The 22622-nt window shown below is 57.3% G+C and carries 20 protein-coding genes; 13 read left to right on the forward strand and 7 right to left on the reverse strand.

The features are described 5' to 3' along the window. The first annotated feature begins 89 nt into the window (after positions 1–89). Both ABTW00_RS08125 and pbpG read left to right on the forward strand, forming a co-directional pair. Positions 90–677 (forward strand): Yip1 family protein, encoded by a 588-nt coding sequence (locus tag ABTW00_RS08125; RefSeq protein ID WP_433640082.1) that lies wholly within the window; start codon positions 90–92, stop codon positions 675–677. 179 nt (positions 678–856) lie between these two features. Then, positions 857–1810 carry a D-alanyl-D-alanine endopeptidase gene (gene pbpG / locus ABTW00_RS08130; RefSeq protein ID WP_065357401.1) on the forward strand — a complete coding sequence of 318 codons (954 nt, stop codon included), beginning with the start codon at positions 857–859 and terminating at the stop codon, positions 1808–1810. 7 nt (positions 1811–1817) lie between these two features. Here the strand turns inward: pbpG and ABTW00_RS08135 are convergent, their stop codons facing one another. Both ABTW00_RS08135 and dld read right to left on the reverse strand, forming a co-directional pair. Continuing rightward, positions 1818–2372: an N-acetyltransferase family protein gene (locus tag ABTW00_RS08135; RefSeq protein WP_433640084.1), complete on the reverse strand. Its 555-nt coding sequence runs from the start codon at positions 2370–2372 to the stop codon at positions 1818–1820. 137 nt (positions 2373–2509) lie between these two features. Beyond that, positions 2510–4231: a D-lactate dehydrogenase gene (gene dld, locus ABTW00_RS08140; protein WP_065357403.1), complete on the reverse strand. Its 1722-nt coding sequence runs from the start codon at positions 4229–4231 to the stop codon at positions 2510–2512. Between the two features lie 198 nt (positions 4232–4429). On the opposite strand from dld, the gene bglX reads away from it, so the two are divergent. The 8 genes from bglX (at position 4430) to ABTW00_RS08180 (ending at position 15199) form a co-directional block, all read left to right on the forward strand. Further along, positions 4430–6727, forward strand: a complete 2298-nt coding sequence (gene bglX / locus ABTW00_RS08145; RefSeq protein WP_433640087.1) for a beta-glucosidase BglX — start codon at positions 4430–4432, stop codon at positions 6725–6727. A gap of 396 nt (positions 6728–7123) precedes the next feature. Next, a complete protein-coding gene (locus ABTW00_RS08150; protein ID WP_433640089.1) occupies positions 7124–8464 on the forward strand; it encodes a glycoside hydrolase family 28 protein in 1341 nt (446 codons plus the stop codon). 61 nt (positions 8465–8525) lie between these two features. Further along, positions 8526–10088 carry an MFS transporter gene (locus ABTW00_RS08155; protein ID WP_433640091.1) on the forward strand — a complete coding sequence of 521 codons (1563 nt, stop codon included), beginning with the start codon at positions 8526–8528 and terminating at the stop codon, positions 10086–10088. Positions 10089–10154: 66 nt separating this feature from the next. Continuing rightward, positions 10155–11390 (forward strand): MFS transporter, encoded by a 1236-nt coding sequence (locus ABTW00_RS08160; protein ID WP_064544176.1) that lies wholly within the window; start codon positions 10155–10157, stop codon positions 11388–11390. A 69-nt stretch (positions 11391–11459) separates the two neighbouring features. Further along, positions 11460–12371 carry a glycine betaine ABC transporter substrate-binding protein OsmF gene (osmF, locus tag ABTW00_RS08165; RefSeq protein ID WP_271447996.1) on the forward strand — a complete coding sequence of 304 codons (912 nt, stop codon included), beginning with the start codon at positions 11460–11462 and terminating at the stop codon, positions 12369–12371. A 12-nt stretch (positions 12372–12383) separates the two neighbouring features. Beyond that, positions 12384–13538, forward strand: coding sequence for an ABC transporter permease (locus tag ABTW00_RS08170; RefSeq protein WP_433640094.1), 1155 nt, complete (start codon positions 12384–12386; stop codon positions 13536–13538). Beyond that, on the forward strand, positions 13531–14478 hold the full coding sequence (locus ABTW00_RS08175; RefSeq protein WP_433640096.1) for an ABC transporter ATP-binding protein: 948 nt from the start codon (positions 13531–13533) through the stop codon (positions 14476–14478). Before ABTW00_RS08170 ends, ABTW00_RS08175 begins: the two co-directional genes overlap by 8 nt. Continuing rightward, on the forward strand, positions 14462–15199 hold the full coding sequence (locus tag ABTW00_RS08180) for an ABC transporter permease (protein ID WP_433640098.1): 738 nt from the start codon (positions 14462–14464) through the stop codon (positions 15197–15199). Before ABTW00_RS08175 ends, ABTW00_RS08180 begins: the two co-directional genes overlap by 17 nt. Here ABTW00_RS08180 and ABTW00_RS08185 read toward each other — a convergent pair. Together ABTW00_RS08185 and ABTW00_RS08190 are read right to left on the reverse strand one after the other, a co-directional pair. Beyond that, positions 15174–15287: a protein YohO gene (locus tag ABTW00_RS08185; RefSeq protein ID WP_074398756.1), complete on the reverse strand. Its 114-nt coding sequence runs from the start codon at positions 15285–15287 to the stop codon at positions 15174–15176. The two genes, ABTW00_RS08180 and ABTW00_RS08185, sit on opposite strands and share 26 nt — an antisense overlap. A gap of 59 nt (positions 15288–15346) precedes the next feature. Next, the gene (locus tag ABTW00_RS08190) at positions 15347–16066 is read right to left on the reverse strand and encodes a MerR family transcriptional regulator (RefSeq protein WP_064544187.1); all 720 of its coding nucleotides are present in this window, start codon (positions 16064–16066) and stop codon (positions 15347–15349) included. Positions 16067–16277: 211 nt separating this feature from the next. Between ABTW00_RS08190 and ABTW00_RS08195 the strand changes: the two genes are divergently transcribed. From ABTW00_RS08195 to ABTW00_RS08205, 3 genes are read left to right on the forward strand one after another with little or no spacing between them, the layout of a single operon-like run. Next, the gene (locus tag ABTW00_RS08195) at positions 16278–17963 is read left to right on the forward strand and encodes a sensor histidine kinase (RefSeq protein ID WP_064544189.1); all 1686 of its coding nucleotides are present in this window, start codon (positions 16278–16280) and stop codon (positions 17961–17963) included. Beyond that, positions 17960–18679 (forward strand): two-component system response regulator BtsR, encoded by a 720-nt coding sequence (gene btsR, locus ABTW00_RS08200; protein WP_064544191.1) that lies wholly within the window; start codon positions 17960–17962, stop codon positions 18677–18679. Before ABTW00_RS08195 ends, btsR begins: the two co-directional genes overlap by 4 nt. Positions 18680–18730: 51 nt before the next feature. Then, the gene (locus ABTW00_RS08205; protein ID WP_064544193.1) at positions 18731–19198 is read left to right on the forward strand and encodes a DUF1456 family protein; all 468 of its coding nucleotides are present in this window, start codon (positions 18731–18733) and stop codon (positions 19196–19198) included. Between the two features lie 47 nt (positions 19199–19245). On the opposite strand, the gene ABTW00_RS08210 is transcribed toward ABTW00_RS08205, so the two are convergent. The 3 genes from ABTW00_RS08210 to metG form a co-directional block, all read right to left on the reverse strand. Beyond that, positions 19246–19767, reverse strand: a complete 522-nt coding sequence (locus ABTW00_RS08210) for a YehR family lipoprotein (protein ID WP_433640102.1) — start codon at positions 19765–19767, stop codon at positions 19246–19248. Positions 19768–19898: 131 nt separating this feature from the next. After that, entirely contained in the window at positions 19899–20429 is a 531-nt protein-coding gene (locus tag ABTW00_RS08215; protein ID WP_433640104.1) for a YehR family lipoprotein, read from the reverse strand. 140 nt (positions 20430–20569) lie between these two features. Next, positions 20570–22603 (reverse strand): methionine--tRNA ligase, encoded by a 2034-nt coding sequence (metG, locus tag ABTW00_RS08220; protein WP_065357413.1) that lies wholly within the window; start codon positions 22601–22603, stop codon positions 20570–20572. Positions 22604–22622 lie beyond the last annotated feature (19 nt).

The raw sequence follows: 22622 nt of genomic DNA on the forward strand, positions 1-22622 counted from the left end.
GCCGCTATTTTTTGCGTTGTACATAAAATAATCATTGGCGTGAATTATACTTACAGCAACGTGGTACGAAGCCGTGCAGAGGAGGCGTTATGAACCATGTATGGGGACTGTTCTCCCACCCTGACAAAGAAATGCATGTTATCCGCAGCGAGAACGAAACCGTTTCTCACCACTATGTGCATCACGTGCTGATCATGGCGGCCATTCCGGTGATCTGCGCCTTTATCGGCACCACCCAACTGGGCTGGAACTTTGGTGACGGCAACGTGGTCAGGCTGTCGCTGATGACGGGCCTGGGCATGGCGGTACTCTTCTATGCTCTGATGCTGGTGGGCGTAGCGGTGATGGGGCGGGTGATCTGGTGGATGGCGCGTAACTATCCGCAGCGTCCATCCCTTAAACGCTGTATGGTGTTTGCCGGCTACGTCGCGACGCCTATCTTCCTGAGCGGTATTGTGGCGCTTTACCCGCTGGTATGGCTGTGCGCGCTGGTCGGGACGGTCGCGCTGTTTTATACCGGTTATCTGCTTTACATCGGTATCCCGACTTTCCTTAATATTGACCGGGAAGAGGGGCTAAGCTTCGCCAGTTCGACCCTGGCTATCGGCGTGCTGGTACTTGAAGTGCTGCTGGCGCTCACGGTGGTGCTGTGGGGCTACGGCTACCGGCTATTCTGAGTTCTGATATGCATTGCTGATGTGAATTAAATTACGTCAGCAATGCAGCATTTGTTCACCATTATTTTCTGGCAGATGCCGCGTTCTACGCGCTATGATGGGCCATTCCGCTTCGCAACCGTTTGGTGCGAAGCGGTTGTCTATCATAATGTGCATAAATAACCGCCAGAATACTCACCATGCAGAAATTTCGCGTTTCCCTGCTCAGCCTCGCTCTCGTGCTGGCTGTGCCTTTTGCGCCTCAGGCGAGTGCTAAAACCGCCGTCTCCGCCGTGGCCTCGCAGCCGGAAATTGCTTCCGGTAGCGCGATGATTGTCGACCTTGAAACGAACAAAGTGATTTATGCCAACCAGCCGGATCTGGTGCGCCCGATGGCTTCCATCACCAAGCTGATGACGGCGATGGTGGTGCTGGACGCGCATTTACCGCTCGATGAAATGCTGACCGTGGATATCAGCCACACGCCGGAGATGAAGGGCATTTATTCCCGCGTGCGTCTGAACAGCCAGATCAGTCGTAAAAACATGCTGCTGCTGGCGCTGATGTCATCCGAGAACCGCGCGGCGGCCAGTCTGGCGCACCATTATCCGGGCGGCTATGACGCGTTTATTCGCGCTATGAACGCCAAAGCCAAATCGTTGGGGATGACCCGCACCCGCTACGTCGAGCCAACGGGGCTGTCGATTCATAACGTGTCGACCGCACGCGATCTGACTAAACTGCTGATTGCCACCAAACAGTATCCGCTGATTGGCCAACTGAGCACGACCAAAGAGGACACGGCGACCTTCGCCCATCCGGCGTATACGCTGCCGTTCCGCAACACTAACCATCTGGTATACCGCGATAACTGGAGCATTCAGTTGACCAAAACCGGTTTTACCAACGCGGCCGGTCACTGCCTGGTGATGCGCACCGTGATGAACAAACGTCCGGTGGCGATGGTGGTCATGGATGCGTTCGGTAAATATACCCACTTCGCCGACGCCAGCCGTCTGCGTACCTGGGTTGAAACCGGAAAAGTGATGCCGGTTCCTGCCGCAGCGCTGAGCTATAAAAAGCAGAAAGAAGCCCAGGTGGAAGGCAACATCGCGAAAGCCCAGCTTAGCGGGCAAACCACCCAGGACGATTAAATTTTCTTTATTCCGGCAGCGTCCAGTCACCATCGTTGAGTGGGCGCTGCATAATCACCGTATCCCGCCAGTCCCCCATCTTGTAGCCGACGCTGCGCAACTGACCCGCCACCTCGAAACCGTGTTTTTTATGCAGCCGCAGTGACGCGGTGTTGTTATTGCCGTCGCCGATCACCGCCAGCATTTGTCGCCATGGCCCTTGTTCGCATACGGCGATTAATGCCGTCAGCAGGCGGCTGCCAATGCCGTGGGCGGTCATATTGGTATCGATATAGATAGATTCTTCCAGCGTATAACGATAGGCCGGGCGAGGGCGATAGGGGCTGGCATAGCAGTAGCCGACGATGACCCCTCGATACAGCGCCACCAGCCACGGCAGCCCCTGCTGCTGAATGCTGTTCATCCGTTGCTGCATTTCATCAATGGAAGGCGGCACCTCTTCAAATGAGGCGCGGCCGTTAAGAACATGCCAGGCATACAGCGCGGCAATGGCTTGTACATCGTCAGCCCGCGCGTCACGGATTTCAATATCGGCGTCACGGGTGACATCAAGCGTAGACATGCTTGAATTCCTTATGGTTTCCATCGTTAAACTGGCTCGCAGTCGGCCTGATAAGCGTAGCGCTATCAGGCTCGGTGCGGCTCGTTGCCGGATGACGCTATGCTTATCCGGCCTACAACGAATTTCCCGACGTCATATCACGCGTCGGTTTTTTCGCCCCAGTACTTGAGTTTACTGGTCTTACCGATCCCCGGGTTCATGCTGTTGGTCGGATCGTTTTCACGGTAGTGGCGCTTGAGGTTTTCATCGGCTTCATACAGATGCCCGACGTTGTGCTCTGCCGGATACTGTGCCCCGCGCTCGCGCAGCAGCGCCAGCATCTGCTCTTTAAGTTCGTGAGCATCGACGCCTTTTTTCACAATGTAGTCCTGGTGGAAAACGTGGCACATAAAGTGGCCGTAGTAGAGTTTATGCACCAGCTTGCTGTCGATTTCCGGCGGCAGATGCTCGAACCATTCGGTGTCGTTGCGGCGTAGCGCAATGTCCAGCGCCAGAATATCCTCCACTTCATCCGCGTGTACCGCCTGATAACGGATGGCCGCACCTGCCGCCGCGAAGCGGTGCAGGAACGCTTTGCTGCCTTCTTCCGGCGTGCAGACAAAGAAGTCGCCTTCCGCCTGCTTGAAGTAATCCACCAGCCAGGCTTTGGCTTCGTCAATGCCGTCGCCGGACATTTTCAGCAACAGGTGGTGCTCATACTTATCGCGCCACGTTTTCATCCGTTCCGGCAGATGCGCCGGGAAAGCGTGGCCTAGCTTCTGCATAAAGCGGTCGGTGAAGTGCGGCTTGAATAGCGACACTTTTTCCAGCATCGCGTCGGCGCGGCCCTTCATGGTGAAGAAGAACGGCATTTTGTCGGTGCCGAGCTTATCGATCATCAGGAAAGTGTCTTTACCGTACTGCTCGGCGATATCGTAAATATCGCGGTGCATATACTCGCCCGCCACCGGCAGGTTGTTAAATTCGGCCAGAATATGACGGCGAATTTCCGTCAGCACGTCCGGCTGGTTAGTCCCGATGTAGAACACCTGCTGACGTTTTTCTGCCGGGAAGGTGTCGAGACGCGCGGCGAATACCGCCAGCTTGCCCGCGCAGCCGGAGGATTCAAACAGACGCTCCGGGTCGGCGTTGTAGCGCGCCGGGGTATCGGCGTTGACGTCGCGCACGCGGTTAACGTAGTCATGATCGTGAGCGTGACGGCCATCGTGACGCACATCGCTATCCTTCACGCGATCGTCATCAAGTTTGCTGAGGATCTGCTCCGGGGTTTCGCCCAGATCGATGCCCAGATGGTTAACCAGCGTCAACTTGCCGTTTTCATCAATGCGCGCAAACAGCGACATCTCGGTGTACGCCGGGCCGCGCTGCACCAGCGAACCCCCGGAGTTATTGCAGATCCCGCCGATCACCGACGCGCCAATGCAGGAGGAGCCAATCACTGAATGCGGCTCGCGGCCCAGCGGCTTGAGGGCTTTTTCCAGTGAATACAGCGTGGTACCCGGCCAGGCCAGCACCTGCTCACCTTTATCCAGCAGATGCAGTTTATCGAGGCGCAGGGTGCTAATAATGACGATATCGCGGTCGTAGTCGTTACCGCTGGGCGTTGAGCCTTCTGTCAGGCCGGTATTGGCGGCCTGCATCAGAATAATTTTGTCCGCATTGACGCAGGCGTTTAGCACGCGCCATAGCTCCAACAGCGAGCCGGGGAACACCACGGCTAGCGCATCGCCGTGCCCGGAACGGAAGCCTTTACGGTAGCGGGCGGTTTTGGCCGGGTCGGTGAGCAGGTGAGCGTGACCAACCAGGCGCGAGAGTTCGTTAATCAGCACGTTATTATCATTTGTAGTTTGAGAAGCCATTCTCCACTCCTTGTGGTGGGACAAATTGTCGTCTCTAAGAATAGCGCTTTGTATGATCATTGGGGGAGTGAATGTTTCTAAAAATCAGAGAATAACCTTAGCTTTCTATTCCGCGCTCCTTTACCTTTATGGCAAACTGCGGCTTTTCATCGACTCTCAGCCGCTCTCCCCGGCATGGATACAAGAGACTACAAAAATATGAAATGGCTATTTTCTGTTGGCGTCGCCGTGAGCCTGGCGCTGCAACCCGCTCTGGCGGAGGATTTGTTCGGTAACCATCCGCTGACGCCGCAGGCGCGGGATGCGTTCGTGACCGGGCTGCTGAAAAAAATGACGGTCGATGAAAAAATTGGCCAGCTGCGCCTGATTAGCGTCGGGCCGGACAACCCGAAAGAAGCCATTCGCGAGATGATCAAAGACGGTCAGGTCGGCGCGATTTTCAATACCGTGACCCGCCAGGATATCCGTGCTATGCAGGATCAGGTGATGTCCCTCAGTCGCCTGAAAATTCCGCTGTTCTTTGCCTACGACGTGGTGCACGGTCAGCGTACCGTGTTCCCGATTAGCCTTGGGCTGGCCTCTACCTTCAACCTCGACGCGGTGAAAACCGTGGGCCGCATTTCGGCCTATGAAGCGGCGGATGACGGCCTGAATATGACCTGGGCGCCGATGGTGGACGTCTCGCGCGATCCGCGCTGGGGCCGCGCTTCCGAAGGGTTTGGTGAAGACACTTATTTAACCGCCGTGATGGGTGAAAACATGGTGGAAGCGATGCAGGGGAAAAGCCCGGCGGATCGCTACTCGGTGATGACCAGCGTCAAACACTTCGCCGCCTATGGTGCGGTGGAAGGGGGTAAAGAGTACAACACCGTCGATATGAGCCCGCAGCGTCTGTTCAACGACTATATGCCGCCGTACAAAGCGGGGCTGGATGCGGGCAGCGGCGCGGTGATGATCGGCCTGAACTCGCTGAACGGCACCCCGGCGACGTCCGACACCTGGCTGCTGAAAGACGTGCTGCGCAACCAGTGGGGCTTCAAAGGGATCACCGTCTCCGACCACGGGGCGATTAAAGAGCTGATTAAACACGGCGTTGCCGCCGACCCGGAAGATGCCGTACGCGTGGCGTTGAAGGCCGGTATCGATATGAGCATGAGCGATGAATACTACAGCAAGTATCTGCCTGGGCTGGTGAAGTCCGGCAAGGTGACGATGGCTGAACTGGACGACGCTACCCGCCACGTGCTGAACGTCAAATACGATATGGGTCTGTTTAACGATCCGTACAGCCATCTGGGGCCGAAAGCATCCGATCCGCAGGATACGAACGCCGAAAGTCGCCTGCATCGCGCCGAGGCCCGCGAGGTCGCGCGCCAGAGTCTGGTGCTGTTGAAAAACCGTCTTGAAACGCTGCCATTGAAGAAAAATGCCACCGTGGCGGTGGTGGGGCCGTTGGCCGACAGCCAGCGTGACGTGATGGGGAGCTGGTCTGCCGCAGGCGTGGCCGGACAGTCCGTGACCGTACTGACCGGGATTAAAAACGTGATGGGCGGCGAGGGCAAAGTGCTGTACGCCAAAGGCGCGAACGTCACCAATGACAAAGGCATCATCGACTTCCTGAACCTGTACGAAGAGGCGGTGAAGGTTGACCCACGCTCGCCGCAGGCGATGATTGATGAAGCGGTTGCCGCAGCGAAGCAGTCTGACGTGGTCGTGGCGGTGGTGGGCGAGGCGCAGGGTATGGCACACGAGGCCTCCAGCCGTACTGAAATCGCTATTCCACAAAGCCAGCAGGACTTGATTGCCGCGCTGAAAGCCACCGGCAAACCGCTGGTCCTGGTGCTGATGAACGGTCGCCCGCTGACGCTGGTGAAAGAGGACCAGCAGGCCGACGCTATTCTGGAAACCTGGTTCGCGGGTACGGAAGGCGGTAACGCCATCGCCGACGTGCTGTTTGGCGACTACAACCCATCCGGTAAGCTGCCGATGTCCTTCCCGCGCTCCGTGGGGCAGATTCCGCAGTATTACAGCCACCTGAACACCGGGCGCCCATACAACGCCGACAAGCCAAACAAGTACACCTCGCGTTACTTTGACGAAGCCAACGGCCCGCTGTATCCGTTCGGCTACGGTCTGAGCTACACCACCTTCTCGGTTTCCGATGTGAAGATGTCCGCACCAACCATGAAGGCTGACGGCAGCGTGACCGCCAGCGTCCAGGTGACCAACACCGGCAAACGTGAAGGGGCGACGGTGATTCAGATGTACCTGCAGGACGTGACCGCCTCGATGAGCCGCCCGGTGAAACAGCTGAAAGGCTTTGAGAAGGTGACGCTGAAACCGGGTGAAACTCAAACCGTGAGCTTCCCGATTGACGTTAACGCGCTGAAGTTCTGGAATCAGCAGATGAAATACGCCGCCGAGCCGGGCAAGTTTAACGTGTTTATCGGCGTGGATTCCGCGCGCGTGAAGCAGGGCGAATTCGAGCTGCTGTAAGAGGGCGTGCGCGAACCTTAAGTTCAGTACAAACTATCAGACCGCACTCAACGGTCCCCTCTCTCCCCCGCGGGGAGAGGGTTAGGGTGAGGGGGCAACCCTCCAAACCCCACTCCCGCACCATTTTGTGATCCCCCTCGCTATTCTCCGCTCATCACTGTGCAATCTGCGCGAAACGGCCCGTTTAACGCGCTAACTAACCTCATTTTTGTGACGAACTTCACTTAACACCCACCCCGACACATCGCGTTTTGTGCGCTTGCTCAAAACCCGTCTCAGGTCGCCATAACAGGCGTGACCCCATTCACTAATACGTAAAAAAGCCCGCTTCTGCCCCGCGAGAGGCGCGGCGAATCCGCGTTAAATGCAGCTATCTCAACATTCGCAGGTAGCCACATGAAGATTTCACTGCATAACACCTCCCTCGACCGCAGCGGCAAAACGCCGCTGACCGCACAGCTGCAGCAGCTGATTGACGAAATTGACCGCGCAGGCGGCGGCACGCTGGTGGTGTCGGCGGGCGACTGGATGACCGGCACGCTGATTCTACCGTCCAACTTTACCCTGCATCTGGAGGCCGGCGCGCGTTTGCTGGCCAGCCCGAACGCTGAGGACTATCCGGCGGAGTTGACGCAAACCGTTGCTGAACTCTCCCGTATGGCGCTGATTTATGCGCGCAACGCTCATCACATTACGCTCAGCGGTGAAGGCTGTCTGGCGGGGGGCGCGAGCGCCTGGTTCGCCGAGCGCGCCGATGAGCAGGGCTATCGCCAGCCGAAAACCATGCGCCCGCGCATGCTGGTGCTGGAAGGCTGCCAGCAGGTGCGCATTCGTGATATCACCATCAGCGATTCGCCGATGTGGACCGCGCATCTGGTGAGCTGCAATCAGGTATTCATCCAAAATCTGACCATCGATAACGATCTGGCGCTGTCCAACACCGATGCGCTGGATATCGACAGCTGCCAGCATGTGCACATTAGCGATAGCTACTTCAGCGCTGCCGATGATGGCATCTGTATCAAAACGACCCGCAAGCCGCAGGAACTCCAGCAGGCGACCCGTCACGTGGTGGTGAGTAATTGCCTGATCCGCTCGAAAAGTTGCGCCATCAAAATCGGCACCGAAACCTTCGCCGATATCAGCCATATCGCGGTGCACAACTGCTCAATCTTTGAGTCCAATCGCGGCATCGGCCTGGTCTCCCGCGACGGCGGCCAGTTCAGCCAGATGATTTTCAGCAACATTCTGTTCGATTGCCGCCACGGTCACCCGTGCCACTGGGGAAAAGCCGATCCGGTCTTTATCTCGGTGCGCCATCGTGACCCGCAGGTTGAGCCGGGCAAGGTCGAAGACATCACCTTTAGCCAGCTCTCCGGCGTGAGCGAAGGAGCCATCAACCTGCACGCTGAAACGCCGGGCGATATTCGTCACGTTACCTTCAACGGGCTGTCGTTACAGCAGCTTTCCGGCCCCTCTGACGAGCAGGGTTGCTATGACATTCGCCCACCGTGTAACCCGGCGAGCCCAACCGGCATGGGGCTTGATAACGCCTACCGCGTAAACCCGCAAACCGGCCGCGCCTGGGGCGTCGATGCCTATCCTGGCGGCCTACCGGCGTTCTACGCCAACGGAGTGCAAGACCTGACGCTTCACGACACGCGTATTCGTCGCCCCACGCCGTTACCGCAGGGATGGAACATCAACGCCATCGTGCAGGAAAACGCCGACGCCTGAAGCTATTTGATGACGGCGCGGCTTTCGCCTCGCCGTTCTGTACTGTTCAAGGGGATGGAAAATGATAAAAAAAGTGCGGGAGATAAAACTCCACAACTACATCTGCTTCGGTCTTGCGGATGTGATCGGTTCAGGTGCGTTTACTCTGGTGAGCGCCTGGCTGCTGTTCTTCCTGACTACCTTCTGCGGCCTGACGCCCATTGAGGCAGGCTCGCTGTTTGCGGTGGCGCGCATCGTTGACGTTATCATGTGCCCGTGCATGGGGTACATTTCCGATAACTTCCACAAAACGCGCCTTGGCCGTCGTTTTGGTCGCCGCCGCTTCTTTCTGCTGCTGAGCATTCCGCTGGTGGCGGTCTACAGCCTGCTGTGGGTTCAGGGTTTCAACTACTGGATCTACCTGCTTGCGTATATCTTGTTTGAAATCGTCTACTCGATGATTATGATCCCGTACGACACGCTGTCGGCGGAGATGACCTCCGACTTTACCAAACGCTCGAAGCTGACCAGCGCGCGTATGTACATTGCCCAGTTCGCCGGCTTCACCGCCGCGTTCCTGCCGGGCCGCCTGCTGGCTTACTTTGGTTCTGACTCCTCCATCTCCTTCTTCTACGCCGGGGCGATTTTCACCGTCGCCTTTATGGTGGTGCTGTTCTTCGTCTACTTCGGCACCTGGGAGCGTTCACTTGAAGAGATTGAGCAGAGCGAGCGCAACGTCGAGCATCAAGAGAAGCAGCCGCTGGCAAAACGCCTGTTCGATATTTACTACGATTTTGTCTCTACGCTGAAGATCAAAACCTTCCGCTCCCACCTCGGCATGTACCTTGGCGGTTCAGTCGCGCAGGATATCTTCAACTCCGTCTTTACCTACTTTGTGGTCTTTGCGCTGGCGACCTCGTCAGTGGTGGCCAGTAACCTGTTGAGCGTGATCAACGGTCTGCAGTTCTTCGGCGTCGGCGTGGCGACCTGGCTGACGCTGCGTTACTCCCCGTCCCGGGCGTTTGCTACCCAGGCACTGATGGCACTGGTGGCCTTTGTGCTGTTTGCGCTGACCTACGTCTATGGCTCCACCAGCATGTCGCTGCTGTATCTGGCGGCGGGCGTGGCGGGGCTGGCGCGCGGCGGTATCTACTCCATTCCGTGGAACAACTACACCTTCGTGGCCGACGTGGATGAGATTCTGACCTGCAACCGTCGTGAAGGGATCTTCGCGGGCTTTATGAGCCTGCTGCGTAAAGCCTCCCAGGCATTCTCCATCTTCCTGGTAGGCGTCGCGCTGCAAATGTCCGGCTTTATTACCGGGCACAGCAGCCAGCCGCAGTCGGCGATCAACATGATCCTCGCCATCATGATCGTGCTGCCGGTGATTCTCACCCTGTGGGGCATCTGGTCGGCCTTCCAGTTCAAAGTGAACAGCCGTACTCACGCGGTGCTGAACGAAGAAGTGGCGCGCCTGAAGCAAGGCGGCAGCAAAGCCACGGTCACCGCCGACACCAAAGCGGTGATCGAAAGCCTGACCGGGATGCCGTATGACCAGTGCTGGGGCGATAACACCGTCGGGCACGTCAACCGCAGCCTGTTGAAAGCAAAACAGCAGCAGTTAGAACAATTGCATAACGCGTAACCGTTTGAAAATAAATCATGTAACCCGGGCGAGCGCAGCGACCCCGGGTTTTTGTGGATAACGTAAATGACCGATCAAAGTTTATATATTCAACAGGGTATCTGGGCGCGTCTGGGCCTGCCGCGCGAGCTGGTGTGGGGATTTGTCGGCGTCTTTCTGTTTATTACCGGCGCCACCATTGAACAAAGCTGGCTGGCCTCACTGCTACAACAGCGCGGCCTCGATGCGGTGCACATCAGCCTGCTGTCTTCGGTCTTTGGCCTGTGCGTGGCGGCGATCTCCTGGTTTTCCGGAATAGGCGCGGGCGTGCTGGGCGTACGTCGCCTGATGTGGCTGGCGACGATTCTCTATTTTGTCGGTTCGGTACCGTTTATCTTTGTCGCGCTGCCTGATAGCAACTATCCGCTAATGATGGTGAGCTACGCGGTACGCGGCATGGCTTATCCGCTATTTGCCTATTCGTTCCTGGTGTGGATCAACCAGCGCTGTGAAAGCCGCATTCTGGGGCGCGCCGTTTCCTGGTTCTGGATTGCCTTCGGCGTCGGCATGACCATCGTCGGGCCATGGTTCTCGGGCTTTATGATCCCACGGCTGGGGGAGACGACCACGTTGCTGTCCGGCTTTATTTTTGTGCTGGCGGGCTGCGGCTGTGCGCTGATCCTCAACCGCGATAAGCCTCAATGGCAGCAGGGGCAGGCGGTAGGTCAGGCGCTGGCGGAAGGTCTCATTGTGCTGGTACGTGAGCCGAAAATGCGTATCGCCGTGGTGGTGAAAAGCATCAATGATATCGGCAAGTTCTCGCTGGTGATCCTGATGCCGGTGTATCTGCCGCGCTTTGGCTTCAGCATTGAAGAGTGGCTGACCATCTGGGGATTGGTGAACGTGATCAATATCTTCGCCAACTACTTTTTCGGCTGGTTGGGCGACACCATCGGCTGGCGCAATACGGTGGTGTGGTTTGCCGGCACGCTGTGCGGGCTGGCGGCATTGGCAGTCTGCTACGCGCCGGTACTGTTTGGCCACAGCAGCGCAGCGCTGATTGCCGCGCTGGCGATCTATGCCATCGGTCTTGGCGCATTTGGCCCGTTGAGCGCGCTTATCCCTTCGCTGCTGCCGGAAAACAAAGGCGCGGCGATCTCCTGCCTCAATCTCGGATCGGGCCTCAGCAACTTCGTCGGGCCGTTTATCGTCACCCTGTGTGTGAATCCGCTGGGCGTTGAAGGCACATTGTGGGTGATTGCGCTGCTGTATTTCGCCGCCAGTTTGCTGACGATCCCGTTAAAAATGCCGGAACAGGGCTGAATTCTCCATTTTCGTCTACGCTTTTTGCTTAAGCGCCTGTTAATTGAGCGCAAAATAAGAGGAAAGCGTATGACGATTGCAAGGGGATGGACGCTGGCATTGCTGGCCGCGGTGAGCCTACCGTCACTGGCCGCCGAGCCGGTAAAAGTAGGATCAAAAATTGACACCGAAGGGGCGCTGCTCGGGAATTTGATTTTGCAGGTGCTGGAAAGCCACGGCGTCAGCACCGTCAATAAAGTTCAGCTGGGCACCACGCCGGTGGTGCGCGGGGCGATTACTTCCGGCGCGCTGGATATCTACCCGGAATACACCGGTAACGGCGCTTTCTTCTTCAAAGATGAAAACGACCCGGCGTGGAAAAACGCCAAAGCGGGCTATGACAAGGTGAAAGCGCTGGATGCGCAGAAAAATCATCTGGTCTGGCTTACGCCCGCGCCCGCGAATAACACCTGGACGCTCGCCGTGCGTAAAGACGTCGCCGAAAAAAATAAGCTGACCTCGCTTGCCGATCTGAGCCGCTATCTTAAGGATGGCGGCACCTTCAAGCTGGCGGCTTCGGCTGAATTTATCGAACGCCCGGACGCGCTGCCTGCCTTCGAAAAAGCCTACGATTTTAAACTCTCTCAGGATCAGCTGCTGTCGCTGGCCGGTGGCGACACGGCGGTGACCATCAAAGCGGCCGCGCAGCAAACTTCCGGCGTGAACGCGGCGATGGCCTATGGCACCGACGGCCCCGTGGCGGCGCTAGGGCTGCAAACCCTCAGCGACCCGAAAGGCGTGCAGCCTATCTACGCGCCCACGCCGGTGGTACGCGAAGCGGTGCTGAAAGCCTATCCGGATATTGAAAAATGGCTGCAGCCGGTGTTTGCCAGCCTGGATGAGAAAACGCTGCAAACGCTGAACGCCAGAATTGCGGTAGAAGGGCTGGATGCGAAAAGCGTGGCGGCAGGCTACCTGAAAGAAAAAGGGTGGGTGAAGTAACCGATTATATCCATGCCTCGTTGTTCTAACCGCGTGGTGGCGCTGCTGGCACTGATGCTGCTGGCCGCCAGCGCGCTGCCGTTCGCCAATTTTGCCCCGAACCGGCTGGTTTCGGGCAATGGCCTGTGGTTATGGCAAATTTGGTCATTTTCGCCGCTGGCGCTGCTGGTGGTACCGGCGGCGTTGTGGATTTTATGCTGGCTGCCCGGACGCTTTCCTGGCCTGCTTATTCTGCTGCTGGCGCAGGCGGGCTTCACGCTATTGCTGTGGGCGGCGGGTGAAGCCGCCAATCAGCTTGCGGCAAGCGCCAGCCCGCTGGCGCGCACCTCGCCTGGCAGCGGGCTATGGCTGTGGTTACTGTTGATGCTGCTTATCGCCAACGATGCGATTCGCCGTCTCACGGCACGCGCGCCGTGGCGATGGCTACTTAACGCTCAACTGTGGCTGCTGCCGTGTTGGCTGCTGGTGAGCGGGGCGCTGGATGGGCTATCGCTACTCAAAGAATATGCCAACCGCCAGGATACCTTTAATGACGCGCTGTACCAGCATCTGACTCTATTGTGGGGAACGCTGCTGCCCGCGCTGCTGATTGGCGTCCCGCTGGGGATGGCGTGCTGGCGTCATCCGCGACGGCAGTCGAGCGTCTTCACGGCGCTGAACATTATTCAAACCATTCCTTCTGTCGCGCTGTTTGGGGTGCTGATTGCGCCGCTGGCCGGGCTGGCGCAGCGCTTTCCGTGGTTGGCGACGTTTGGCGTGGCCGGCACCGGTCTGGCGCCCGCGCTGATTGCGCTGGTGCTCTACGCGCTGTTGCCGCTGGTGCGCGGCGTGGTCGCCGGGATGCAGCAGGTATCGCCACAGGTGCTGGAAAGCGCGGCGGCGATGGGCATGGGCCGTGGTCAAATTTTCCTGCGCGTGCAGCTACCGCTGGCGCTGCCCGTGCTGCTACGCAGCCTGCGGGTGGTGGTGGTGCAGACCGTGGGGATGGCGGTGGTCGCCGCGCTGATTGGCGCAGGTGGTTTTGGCGCGCTGGTGTTTCAGGGGCTGCTCAGCAGCGCGCTGGATCTGGTGCTACTGGGCGTGATCCCGGTGATTGCGCTGGCGGTAACCCTGGATGCGCTGCTGAGTCTGGCCGCCGCCTTATTACAAGGAGAAGCCGGTGATTGAATTTTCACAGGTCAATAAAACATTCGGCGGTCATCCGGCGGTGAAGAACCTTTCACTGCGCCTTGAGGAAGGCGCGTTCTCGGTGCTGATTGGCACTTCCGGCTCGGGAAAATCGACCACCCTGAAGATGATTAATCGACTGGTGGAGCCGGACAGCGGGATGATTCGCTTCGCCGGTCAGGATATCCGCGAGCAGCCGCTGCTGGCGCTGCGTCGACGGATGGGATACGCCATTCAATCGATTGGCCTGTTTCCGCACTGGACGGTCGCGCAGAACATTGCCACCGTACCGCAGCTGCTGAAATGGCCACAGGCCAGAATTCACGCGCGTATCGACGAGCTGATGGCCCTACTCGGGCTGGAAGCCACGCTGCGCGGGCGCTACCCGCATCAGCTTTCCGGCGGCCAGCAGCAGCGCGTAGGCGTGGCGCGGGCGCTGGCGGGCGATCCCGACGTTTTGCTGATGGATGAACCTTTTGGCGCGCTGGACCCGGTTACCCGTAGCGCATTGCAGCAGGAGATGCGCCGCATTCACCGGCTGCTGGGGCGCACCATCGTGCTGGTGACGCATGATATCGATGAAGCGCTGCGCCTGGCGGATAACCTGATCCTCCTCGACGGCGGTGAAGTGGTGCAGCAGGGCTCGCCGCTGCATATGCTCAGCGCACCGGGCAATGAGTTTGTCCGCACCTTTTTTGGTCGCAGCGAGCTGGGTGTACGCCTGCTGTCGTTACGCCAGGTGGCCGACTACGTGCGCCACGGTGAACGCGTTGCAGGAGAAGCGATAGCCGATTCGTTATCGCTGCGCGATGCGCTGTCGGGGTTTATGGCCCAGCGGCGTACGGTGTTGCCGGTGGTCAACGAGAAAGGCGTGGCATACGGGGCGCTGCATTTTGCCGACCTGCTGCGTGAGGAGCCTGCCGATGCGCATCCTTCGTGATCCGCTGCTATGGCTGCTGGCACTGTTTATCGCGCTGCTGATTGGCCTGCCGTATAGCGAGCCGCTGTTTCACACGCTTTTTCCGGAACAACCGCGCCCGCTGTATCAGCAGGCGGGGTTTCTTGCGCTGACGCTGGCGCACGGCAAGCTGGTGGTCATCTCCAGCCTGGCGGCGATTGTGATTGGCGTTGGCGCGGGCGTGCTGGTGACGCGTCCGGCGGGGCGCGAGTTTCGTCCGCTGGTGGAAACGCTGGCGGCGATGGGGCAAACCTTTCCGCCCGTGGCGGTTCTGGCGCTGGCGGTGCCGGTGATGGGCTTTGGTGAACAGCCGGCGATTGTCGCGCTGATTCTCTACGGGATTCTGCCGGTGCTGCAAGGCACGCTGGCCGGATTGGCGTCGGTACCCGTCGGGGCGCTGAGCGTGGCGGAAGGAATGGGCATGACGGGGGGGCAGCGGCTATGGAAAGTCGAATTGCCGTTGGCGGCACCGGTGATCGTGGCGGGTATCCGCACGTCGGTTATCGTCAATATTGGCACGGCGACGATTGCGTCGACGGTGGGGGCCAATACGCTGGGCACGCCAATTATCATCGGCCTGAGTGGATTCAATACGGCCTATGTAGTGCAGGGGGCGATTCTGGTGGCGCTGGCGGCGATTATCGTCGACCGCGCCTTTGAGCGCCTAAGCCTAAGGCTCAGCCGACACCGCCGCGCACAATAAACGAGTAGCCGGCGAGCATCACGCCACCGATACCGCTGATAGCCATCAGGGCAAAAAGGACGATCGCGGCGAATTTAGCTGACTTCATTGTGTACTCCTTTTGTTAACCAAAAGATTATACCGCGAAGCTCAGCTGTTAACGAACGATTAATTAGCAGGAAGTGCGAAGGCCACGCCATCCTCTTGCCAGCGTGCGAGCTGCTGCAGCTGTTGGGCGCCAGGGGCGGCGCCGCACCAGATCAGCAGCGTCTGGCCAGGGAACAGCTCCGGCTGAATCTGGGTGAGCGGGTGGGCCAGTACGTCGACGCGCCATCCCTGTTCACAAGCCACCCAGCCCTCCAGCCACAGCCGGGTGATATCGGTGACGTTCCAGCCGACCACCAGCGCGTGCGGCCCGGATTTACGTCGGGCAGAAGCGAGGCTGAGCGCAATATCGTTAATCAGTACGCCATCCAGCAGGCCAAGTAGAGTCGGCAGCGCCACCTGTGCGCTTTGCAGCCGCTGACGCAATGGGATGAAAAGATTATCGACCAGGGTTCGGGCGCTATGGCTGCGACGCAGCTCTTTCACCCATTGCCGCAGATGGGTGAGGTTGCCGCTACGCAGGTCGCGTAGCGCAGCCTCCTGCTGTTCCTGCCAGCCATCATTTGGCTCACTCAGCAGGTTTTTGACTTTACTGACCTGAACACCGTTTTCTATCCAACGCTGGATTTCGCGAATGCGGTCAATATCGGCATCGTTAAACAGGCGGTGCCCGCCGTCGCTGCGCTGCGGTTTTAACAGCGCGTAGCGACGCTGCCAGGCACGCAGCGTTACCGGGTTGATATCACAGAGCTGAGCCACTTCGCCAATCGTGTAAAGCGCCATCTTGTCCTCCGGGTATGCGGTCCCCCATTTAACTTTAGACGGGGTTTGCCGTCGCGGCCTGTTGCGGTTGTTTTTTATTCATTTCGTTCCCGGACGGAATGGGTAAAATGTGATCGGTAGCATTTTTTGCACTTTTTTTGCCATGTTTCAAAGAAAGTTATGCCGACTAAGTGTATGTTACGCAGTTTTATTTCTGCTGTGGTGTTGGGGTATGTACGAGTTTAATCTGGTGTTGCTGCTGCTTCAGCAGATGTGCGTTTTTCTGGTCATCGCCTGGCTGATGAGCAAGACGCGGCTGTTTATTCCCCTGATGCAGGTCACCGTGCGTCTGCCGCACAAGCTGTTGTGCTACGTCACCTTCTCCATTTTTTGTATCCTTGGCACCTATTTTGGTCTGCATATTGAAGACTCTATCGCCAACACCCGCGCCATTGGCGCCGTGATGGGCGGCCTGCTGGGTGGCCCGGTGGTCGGTGGGCTGGTCGGCCTGACCGGCGGGCTGCACCGCTACTCAATGGGCGGGATGACCGCGCTCAGCTGTATGATCTCCACCATGGTGGAAGGGCTGCTGGGCGGCCTGGTGCACAGCATCCTGATTCGCCGTGGCCGCCCGGATAAGGTCTTCAGTCCGTGGACGGCGGGGGCCATTACCTTTGTCGCCGAGCTGGTGCAGATGTTGATTATTCTGCTGATTGCGCGCCCGTTTGAAGACGCGCTGCATCTGGTGCAAAGCATCGCCGCGCCGATGATGGTGACCAACACGGTCGGCGCGGCCCTGTTTATGCGCATCCTGCTGGATAAGCGGGCGATGTTTGAGAAATATACCTCGGCGTTTTCGGCCACCGCCCTGAAGCTCGCCGCCTCGACCGAGGGGATTTTGCGCAAAGGCTTTAACGAGGAAAACAGCATGAAGGTGGCGCAGGTGCTGATTCAGGAGCTGGACATCGGCGCGGTGGCGATCACCGACCGGGAAAAATTGCTCGCCTTTACCGGCATTGGCGAAGACCATCATCTGCCGGGCAAGCCGATCTCTTCGCGCTATACGCAGAAAACCATTGAGACCGGCGAGGTGGTGTACGCCGATGGCAACGAAGTGCCGTACCGCTGTTCCATTCACCCCAACTGCAAACTGGGTTCGACGCTGGTGATCCCGCTGCGCGGCGAAAACCAGCGGGTCATCGGCACCATTAAGCTGTACGAAGCTAAAAACCGGCTGTTCAGCTCGATCAACCGCACGCTCGGAGAAGGTATCGCGCAGCTGCTGTCGGCGCAGATTCTGGCCGGGCAGTACGAGCGGCAAAAAGCGCTGCTGACGCAGTCGGAAATCAAGCTGCTGCATGCGCAGGTGAACCCGCATTTTCTGTTTAACGCGCTGAATACGCTGAAAGCGGTGATTCGCCGCGATAGCGAGCAGGCCAGCCAGCTGGTGCAGTATCTGTCGACCTTTTTCCGCAAGAACCTCAAGCGCCCGTCGGAAATTGTCACTCTGGCCGATGAAATTGAACACGTGAACGCCTATCTGCAAATCGAGAAGGCGCGTTTTCAGTCGCGCCTGCAGGTGCATCTGGAGATACCCGATGCCCTGTCAAACCAGCAGCTTCCGGCATTTACTCTGCAACCTATCGTGGAGAACGCCATTAAACACGGCACCTCGCAGTTGATGGACGTCGGCGAAATTACGCTACGCGCCAGCCAGCAGGGGCAGCATCTGCTGCTCGAGATTGAAGATAACGCCGGTTTGTATCAGCCCAATGCGCCATCCAGCGGGTTAGGTATGAGCCTGGTGGATAAGCGTCTCAAGATGCGCTTTGGCGAGGATTGCGGTATCTCGGTTGCCTGCGAAGCGGACCGTTTCACCCGTGTTACCCTGCGGTTACCTCTGGAGGAGAACGCATGATTAAAGTGCTGATTGTCGATGATGAACCGCTGGCGCGTGAGAACCTGCGCGTGCTGCTGCAAACCCAGACGGACCTGGAGATTGTCGGCGAGTGCGCCAACGCGGTGGAGGCTATCGGTGCGGTGCACCGGCTGCGTCCGGACGTGCTGTTTCTGGACATTCAGATGCCGCGCATCAGCGGCCTGGAAATGGTCGGCATGCTTGATCCGGAACATCGCCCATACATCGTGTTTCTGACCGCCTTTGACGAATATGCGGTTAAAGCGTTTGAAGAGCATGCGTTTGATTATCTGCTCAAGCCGATTGAAGAGAAACGCCTGGAAAAAACGCTCGCCCGCCTGCGGCAAGAACGCGCGGCACAGGACGTCTCGGTGCTCAGCGAGGGCCAGCAGGCGCTGAAGTTTATTCCTTGTACCGGGCACAGTCGTATTTATCTGCTGCAAATGGACGATGTCGCGTTTGTCAGCAGCCGGATGAGCGGGGTATACGTCACCAGCGGCGAGGGTAAAGAGGGGTTTACCGAACTGACGCTGCGCACGCTGGAGAGCCGCACGCCGCTCATCCGCTGCCATCGCCAGCATCTGGTGAACATGGCGCATCTGAAAGAAATCCGCCTGGAGGATAACGGCCAGGCCGAACTGCTGCTGCGTAACGGCCAGACCGTGCCGGTGAGCCGCCGCTATTTAAAGAGCCTGAAAGAGGCGCTGGGACTGTAATTCGTGTAGAATCGGTCATCGAATTTTTTCATCATCACCGTCGAAGGCACTATGGTCAGTAACGATATTTTACGCAGCGTCCGCTACATACTGAAAATGAACAACAACGATCTGGTGCGTATCTTCGCGCTGGGCGAAGCCGCAGTCACCGCTGAACAGCTGGTGCCGTGGCTGCGCAAAGAGGATGAGGAAGGCTTCGTACGTTGCCCGGACATTATGCTGTCGTGCTTCCTGAACGGCCTGATCTACGAAAAACGCGGTCGCGATGAATCCGCCCCGGCGCTGGCGGTAGAACGCCGTATTAACAACAACATCGTGCTGAAAAAGCTGCGCATCGCCTTTGCGCTGAAAACCGATGATATTCTGGCGATCCTGACGCAGCAGCAGTTCCGCGTATCGATGCCGGAAATCACCGCCATGATGCGCGCGCCGGACCACAAAAACTTCCGTGAATGTGGAGACCAGTTCCTGCGCTACTTCCTGCGCGGCCTGGCAATTCGCGAGCACGCGGCGAAATAATCTTGTCTGATTCCCGGCGGCGGCGCTGCGCCGTCGAGGAATGCTGGCTATTTCACCTCGCTAAACGCCTGCTCCCGCAAGAACCTTTCAACATTCGTCATCGTAAGCCAGTCTACCGTACAGTCGGTGATAATCATCCCGATAGAAATATCTTTTAGCGTGCAGAGTTGTTGAATGCTGGCTTGCGTAAAGTCGATGGTGAGAAACTCATGCGCGCGGTTATTCAGGAATTTCACCTTTTGGCTGACCCCGGGCAGCTGCATATAGCTGGCGGATATTTTATCCATTACGGCCTTTGCCTCCATTCTATTTTTAGCCTGCAACAGGTCGTATGGCGTTATATCTTCGGCGACTTGTTGCAGAACAACATCATCTTTATAGCGGTAGGTGAGAGTAATATCTAAGTCACCGACCTTTCGGCGGAAGGTTTTTGTTTGTGGCGGATGGTTACTGGCGGCGGTTTTCTGGACAAAGCTTTTGGCTATGTCCTCTTTACTGTCACAGGCCGATATATTTGCTACCATCCATGCAGTGACTAAGAGCGCAATAAACTTCTTTATTACCGGCATATGAATTCCTTTCAATCATCAAAAAAAAGCTTCCACCATGAAGAGCGTTTCACGAGAGAGGCTTTCAGTACTGTAGACCTGATAAGCGTAGCGCTATCAGGCAGTTCGGCGCGCATTGCCGGATGGTTGCGCTAATTAATTTTCTGGAATCCGTTACCCTTCAGCAGCTTCTGCGAGCGAATCATCGAAATATATTGCGCGGAACAATCGGTGATTGATGTCCCCGGTAATTTACAGAGTTCTTTAATACTTGCCTTAGTATAATCAATGGTTACATATTCCACTGCATAGCTATCCTGATAGTCGATTCGCTCCGTAATACCCTGTATTTTCTGGTAGGCTTCACTGATTTGCTGAAGCATCTTTTGTGCTTCTTCTTTATTTTGGGCACCCATACGAGAATAAATAATCTTGTTTTCAGAGGATTGGCGCAAAACAATATCCCCTTTGTAGTAGTAGGCCAACTTGATTTCGATACCTCTGATGGTGCCGGTAAAGGTTTGTGTTTCTTCGGATCCTTTGCTAGCAGCAATATTCTGGACAAAAGATTGCTCTTCGTTTTGGTTACCCAGTGGTTCATCTTTTTTTTGATCGCAGCCAATAAGGCCAACGGATAACGGCAGGGCTAATAATGACATTACAAGCGGGCGTAGGATTCGCATAACAATTCCTTTTTGTTAAACGCTTTCTTATAAAAAGGCATAAACGATTATAGGATTTGTGTCGGGTGTTTTCAGCGAATTTGTCTTTTTTCAGAATCCATAAAGAAAAACGCTGCCGAAGCAGCGTTTTTATATGCAGATTATTTCACCTGCTGGCCTGGTTTCGCCCCGTCATCCGGGCTTAACAGGAAGATATCTTTACCGCCAGGGCCTGCGGCCATCACCATCCCTTCCGAGATGCCGAAGCGCATTTTACGCGGCGCCAGGTTAGCCACCATCACGGTCAGACGGCCAATCAGCGGCTGCGGGTCCGGGTATGCGGAGCGGATGCCGGAGAAGACGTTGCGCTTCTCGCCGCCCAGATCCAGCGTCAGACGCAGCAGTTTGTCGGAACCTTCCACGAACTCGGCGTTTTCAATCAGCGCCACGCGGAGGTCAACTTTGGCGAAATCGTCAAAGGTAATGGTTTCCTGAATCGGGTCATCCGCCAGCGGGCCGGTTACCGGCGCTGCGGCAGCTTTCACTTCTTCTTTTGACGCTTCCACCAGCGCTTCCACCTGTTTCATTTCAATACGGTTATACAGCGCCTTAAAGGTGTTGATCTTATGACCCACCAGCGGCGCGTCGATCGCATCCCAGCTCAGTTCAGCGTTGAGGAAGGCTTCGGTACGCGCGGCCAGTTCTGGCAGCACCGGCTTCAGCCAGGTCATCAGCACGCGGAACATGTTCAGACCCATGGTGCAGATAGCCTGCAGGTCGGCGTCGCGGCCTTCCTGTTTTGCCACCACCCACGGAGCCTGTTCATCAACATAGCGGTTCGCCACATCGGCCAGCGCCATGATTTCACGGATCGCTTTACCGAATTCACGGCTGTCCCACGCTTCGCCGATGCTGGCCGCCGCGTCGGTGAAGGTTTTGTACAGCTCAGGGTCAGCCAGTTCAGCAGACAGCACGCCGTCGAAACGCTTAGCGATAAAGCCGGCGTTACGGGAAGCCAGGTTGACCACCTTGTTGACGATGTCGGCGTTGACGCGCTGGATAAAGTCTTCCAGGTTGAGGTCGATATCGTCGATGCGCGAAGAGAGCTTCGCGGTGTAGTAGTAGCGCAGGCTGTCGGCATCGAAATGTTTCAGCCAGGTGCTGGCTTTAATGAAGGTGCCGCGAGATTTGGACATCTTCGCGCCGTTGACCGTCACATAGCCGTGGACGAACAGGTTGGTCGGTTTGCGGAAGTTGCTGCCTTCCAGCATCGCCGGCCAGAACAGGCTGTGGAAATAGACGATATCTTTACCGATAAAGTGATACAGCTCGGCGTCGGAGTCTTTGTTCCAGTAGGCGTCGAAGCTGGTGGTGTCGCCGCGCTTATCGCACAGGTTCTTGAAGGAACCCATGTAGCCGATTGGCGCATCCAGCCAGACGTAGAAATATTTGCCCGGCGCGTTCGGGATTTCAAAGCCGAAGTACGGCGCATCGCGGGAGATGTCCCACTGCTGCAGGCCGGATTCAAACCATTCCTGCATTTTGTTCGCGACCTGCTCCTGCAGCGCGCCGCTGCGGGTCCACGCCTGCAGCATTTCGCTGAAGGACGGCAGGTCAAAGAAGAAGTGCTCAGACTCGCGCATCACCGGGGTCGCGCCAGATACTACGGATTTCGGCTCGATAAGCTCGGTCGGGCTGTAGGTTGCGCCGCACACTTCGCAGTTATCGCCGTACTGATCCGGTGATTTACATTTCGGGCAGGTGCCTTTAACGAAACGGTCCGGCAGGAACATGCCTTTTTCCGGATCGTACAGCTGAGAGATGGTGCGGTTTTTAATAAAACCGTTCTCTTTCAGGCGACCGTAAATCAGCTCGGACAGCTCGCGGTTCTCGTCGCTGTGCGTCGAGTGGTAGTTGTCATAGCTGATGTTAAAGCCCGCAAAGTCCGTCTGATGCTCCTGACTCATTTCGGCAATCATCTGCTCTGGGGTAATGCCCAGCTGCTGCGCTTTCAGCATGATTGGCGTGCCGTGGGCATCGTCCGCGCAGATGAAGTTAACCTCGTGGCCGCGCATTCGCTGGTAACGGACCCAGACATCAGCCTGGATGTGCTCCAGCATGTGGCCGAGGTGGATGGAGCCGTTGGCGTACGGCAGCGCGCACGTTACCAGAATCTTCTTCGCGACTTGAGTCATAGTGGGTATTACTTCTTCT

The organism is Kluyvera georgiana (assembly GCF_050990895.1).
Classification (GTDB): Bacteria; Pseudomonadota; Gammaproteobacteria; order Enterobacterales; family Enterobacteriaceae; genus Kluyvera; species Kluyvera georgiana.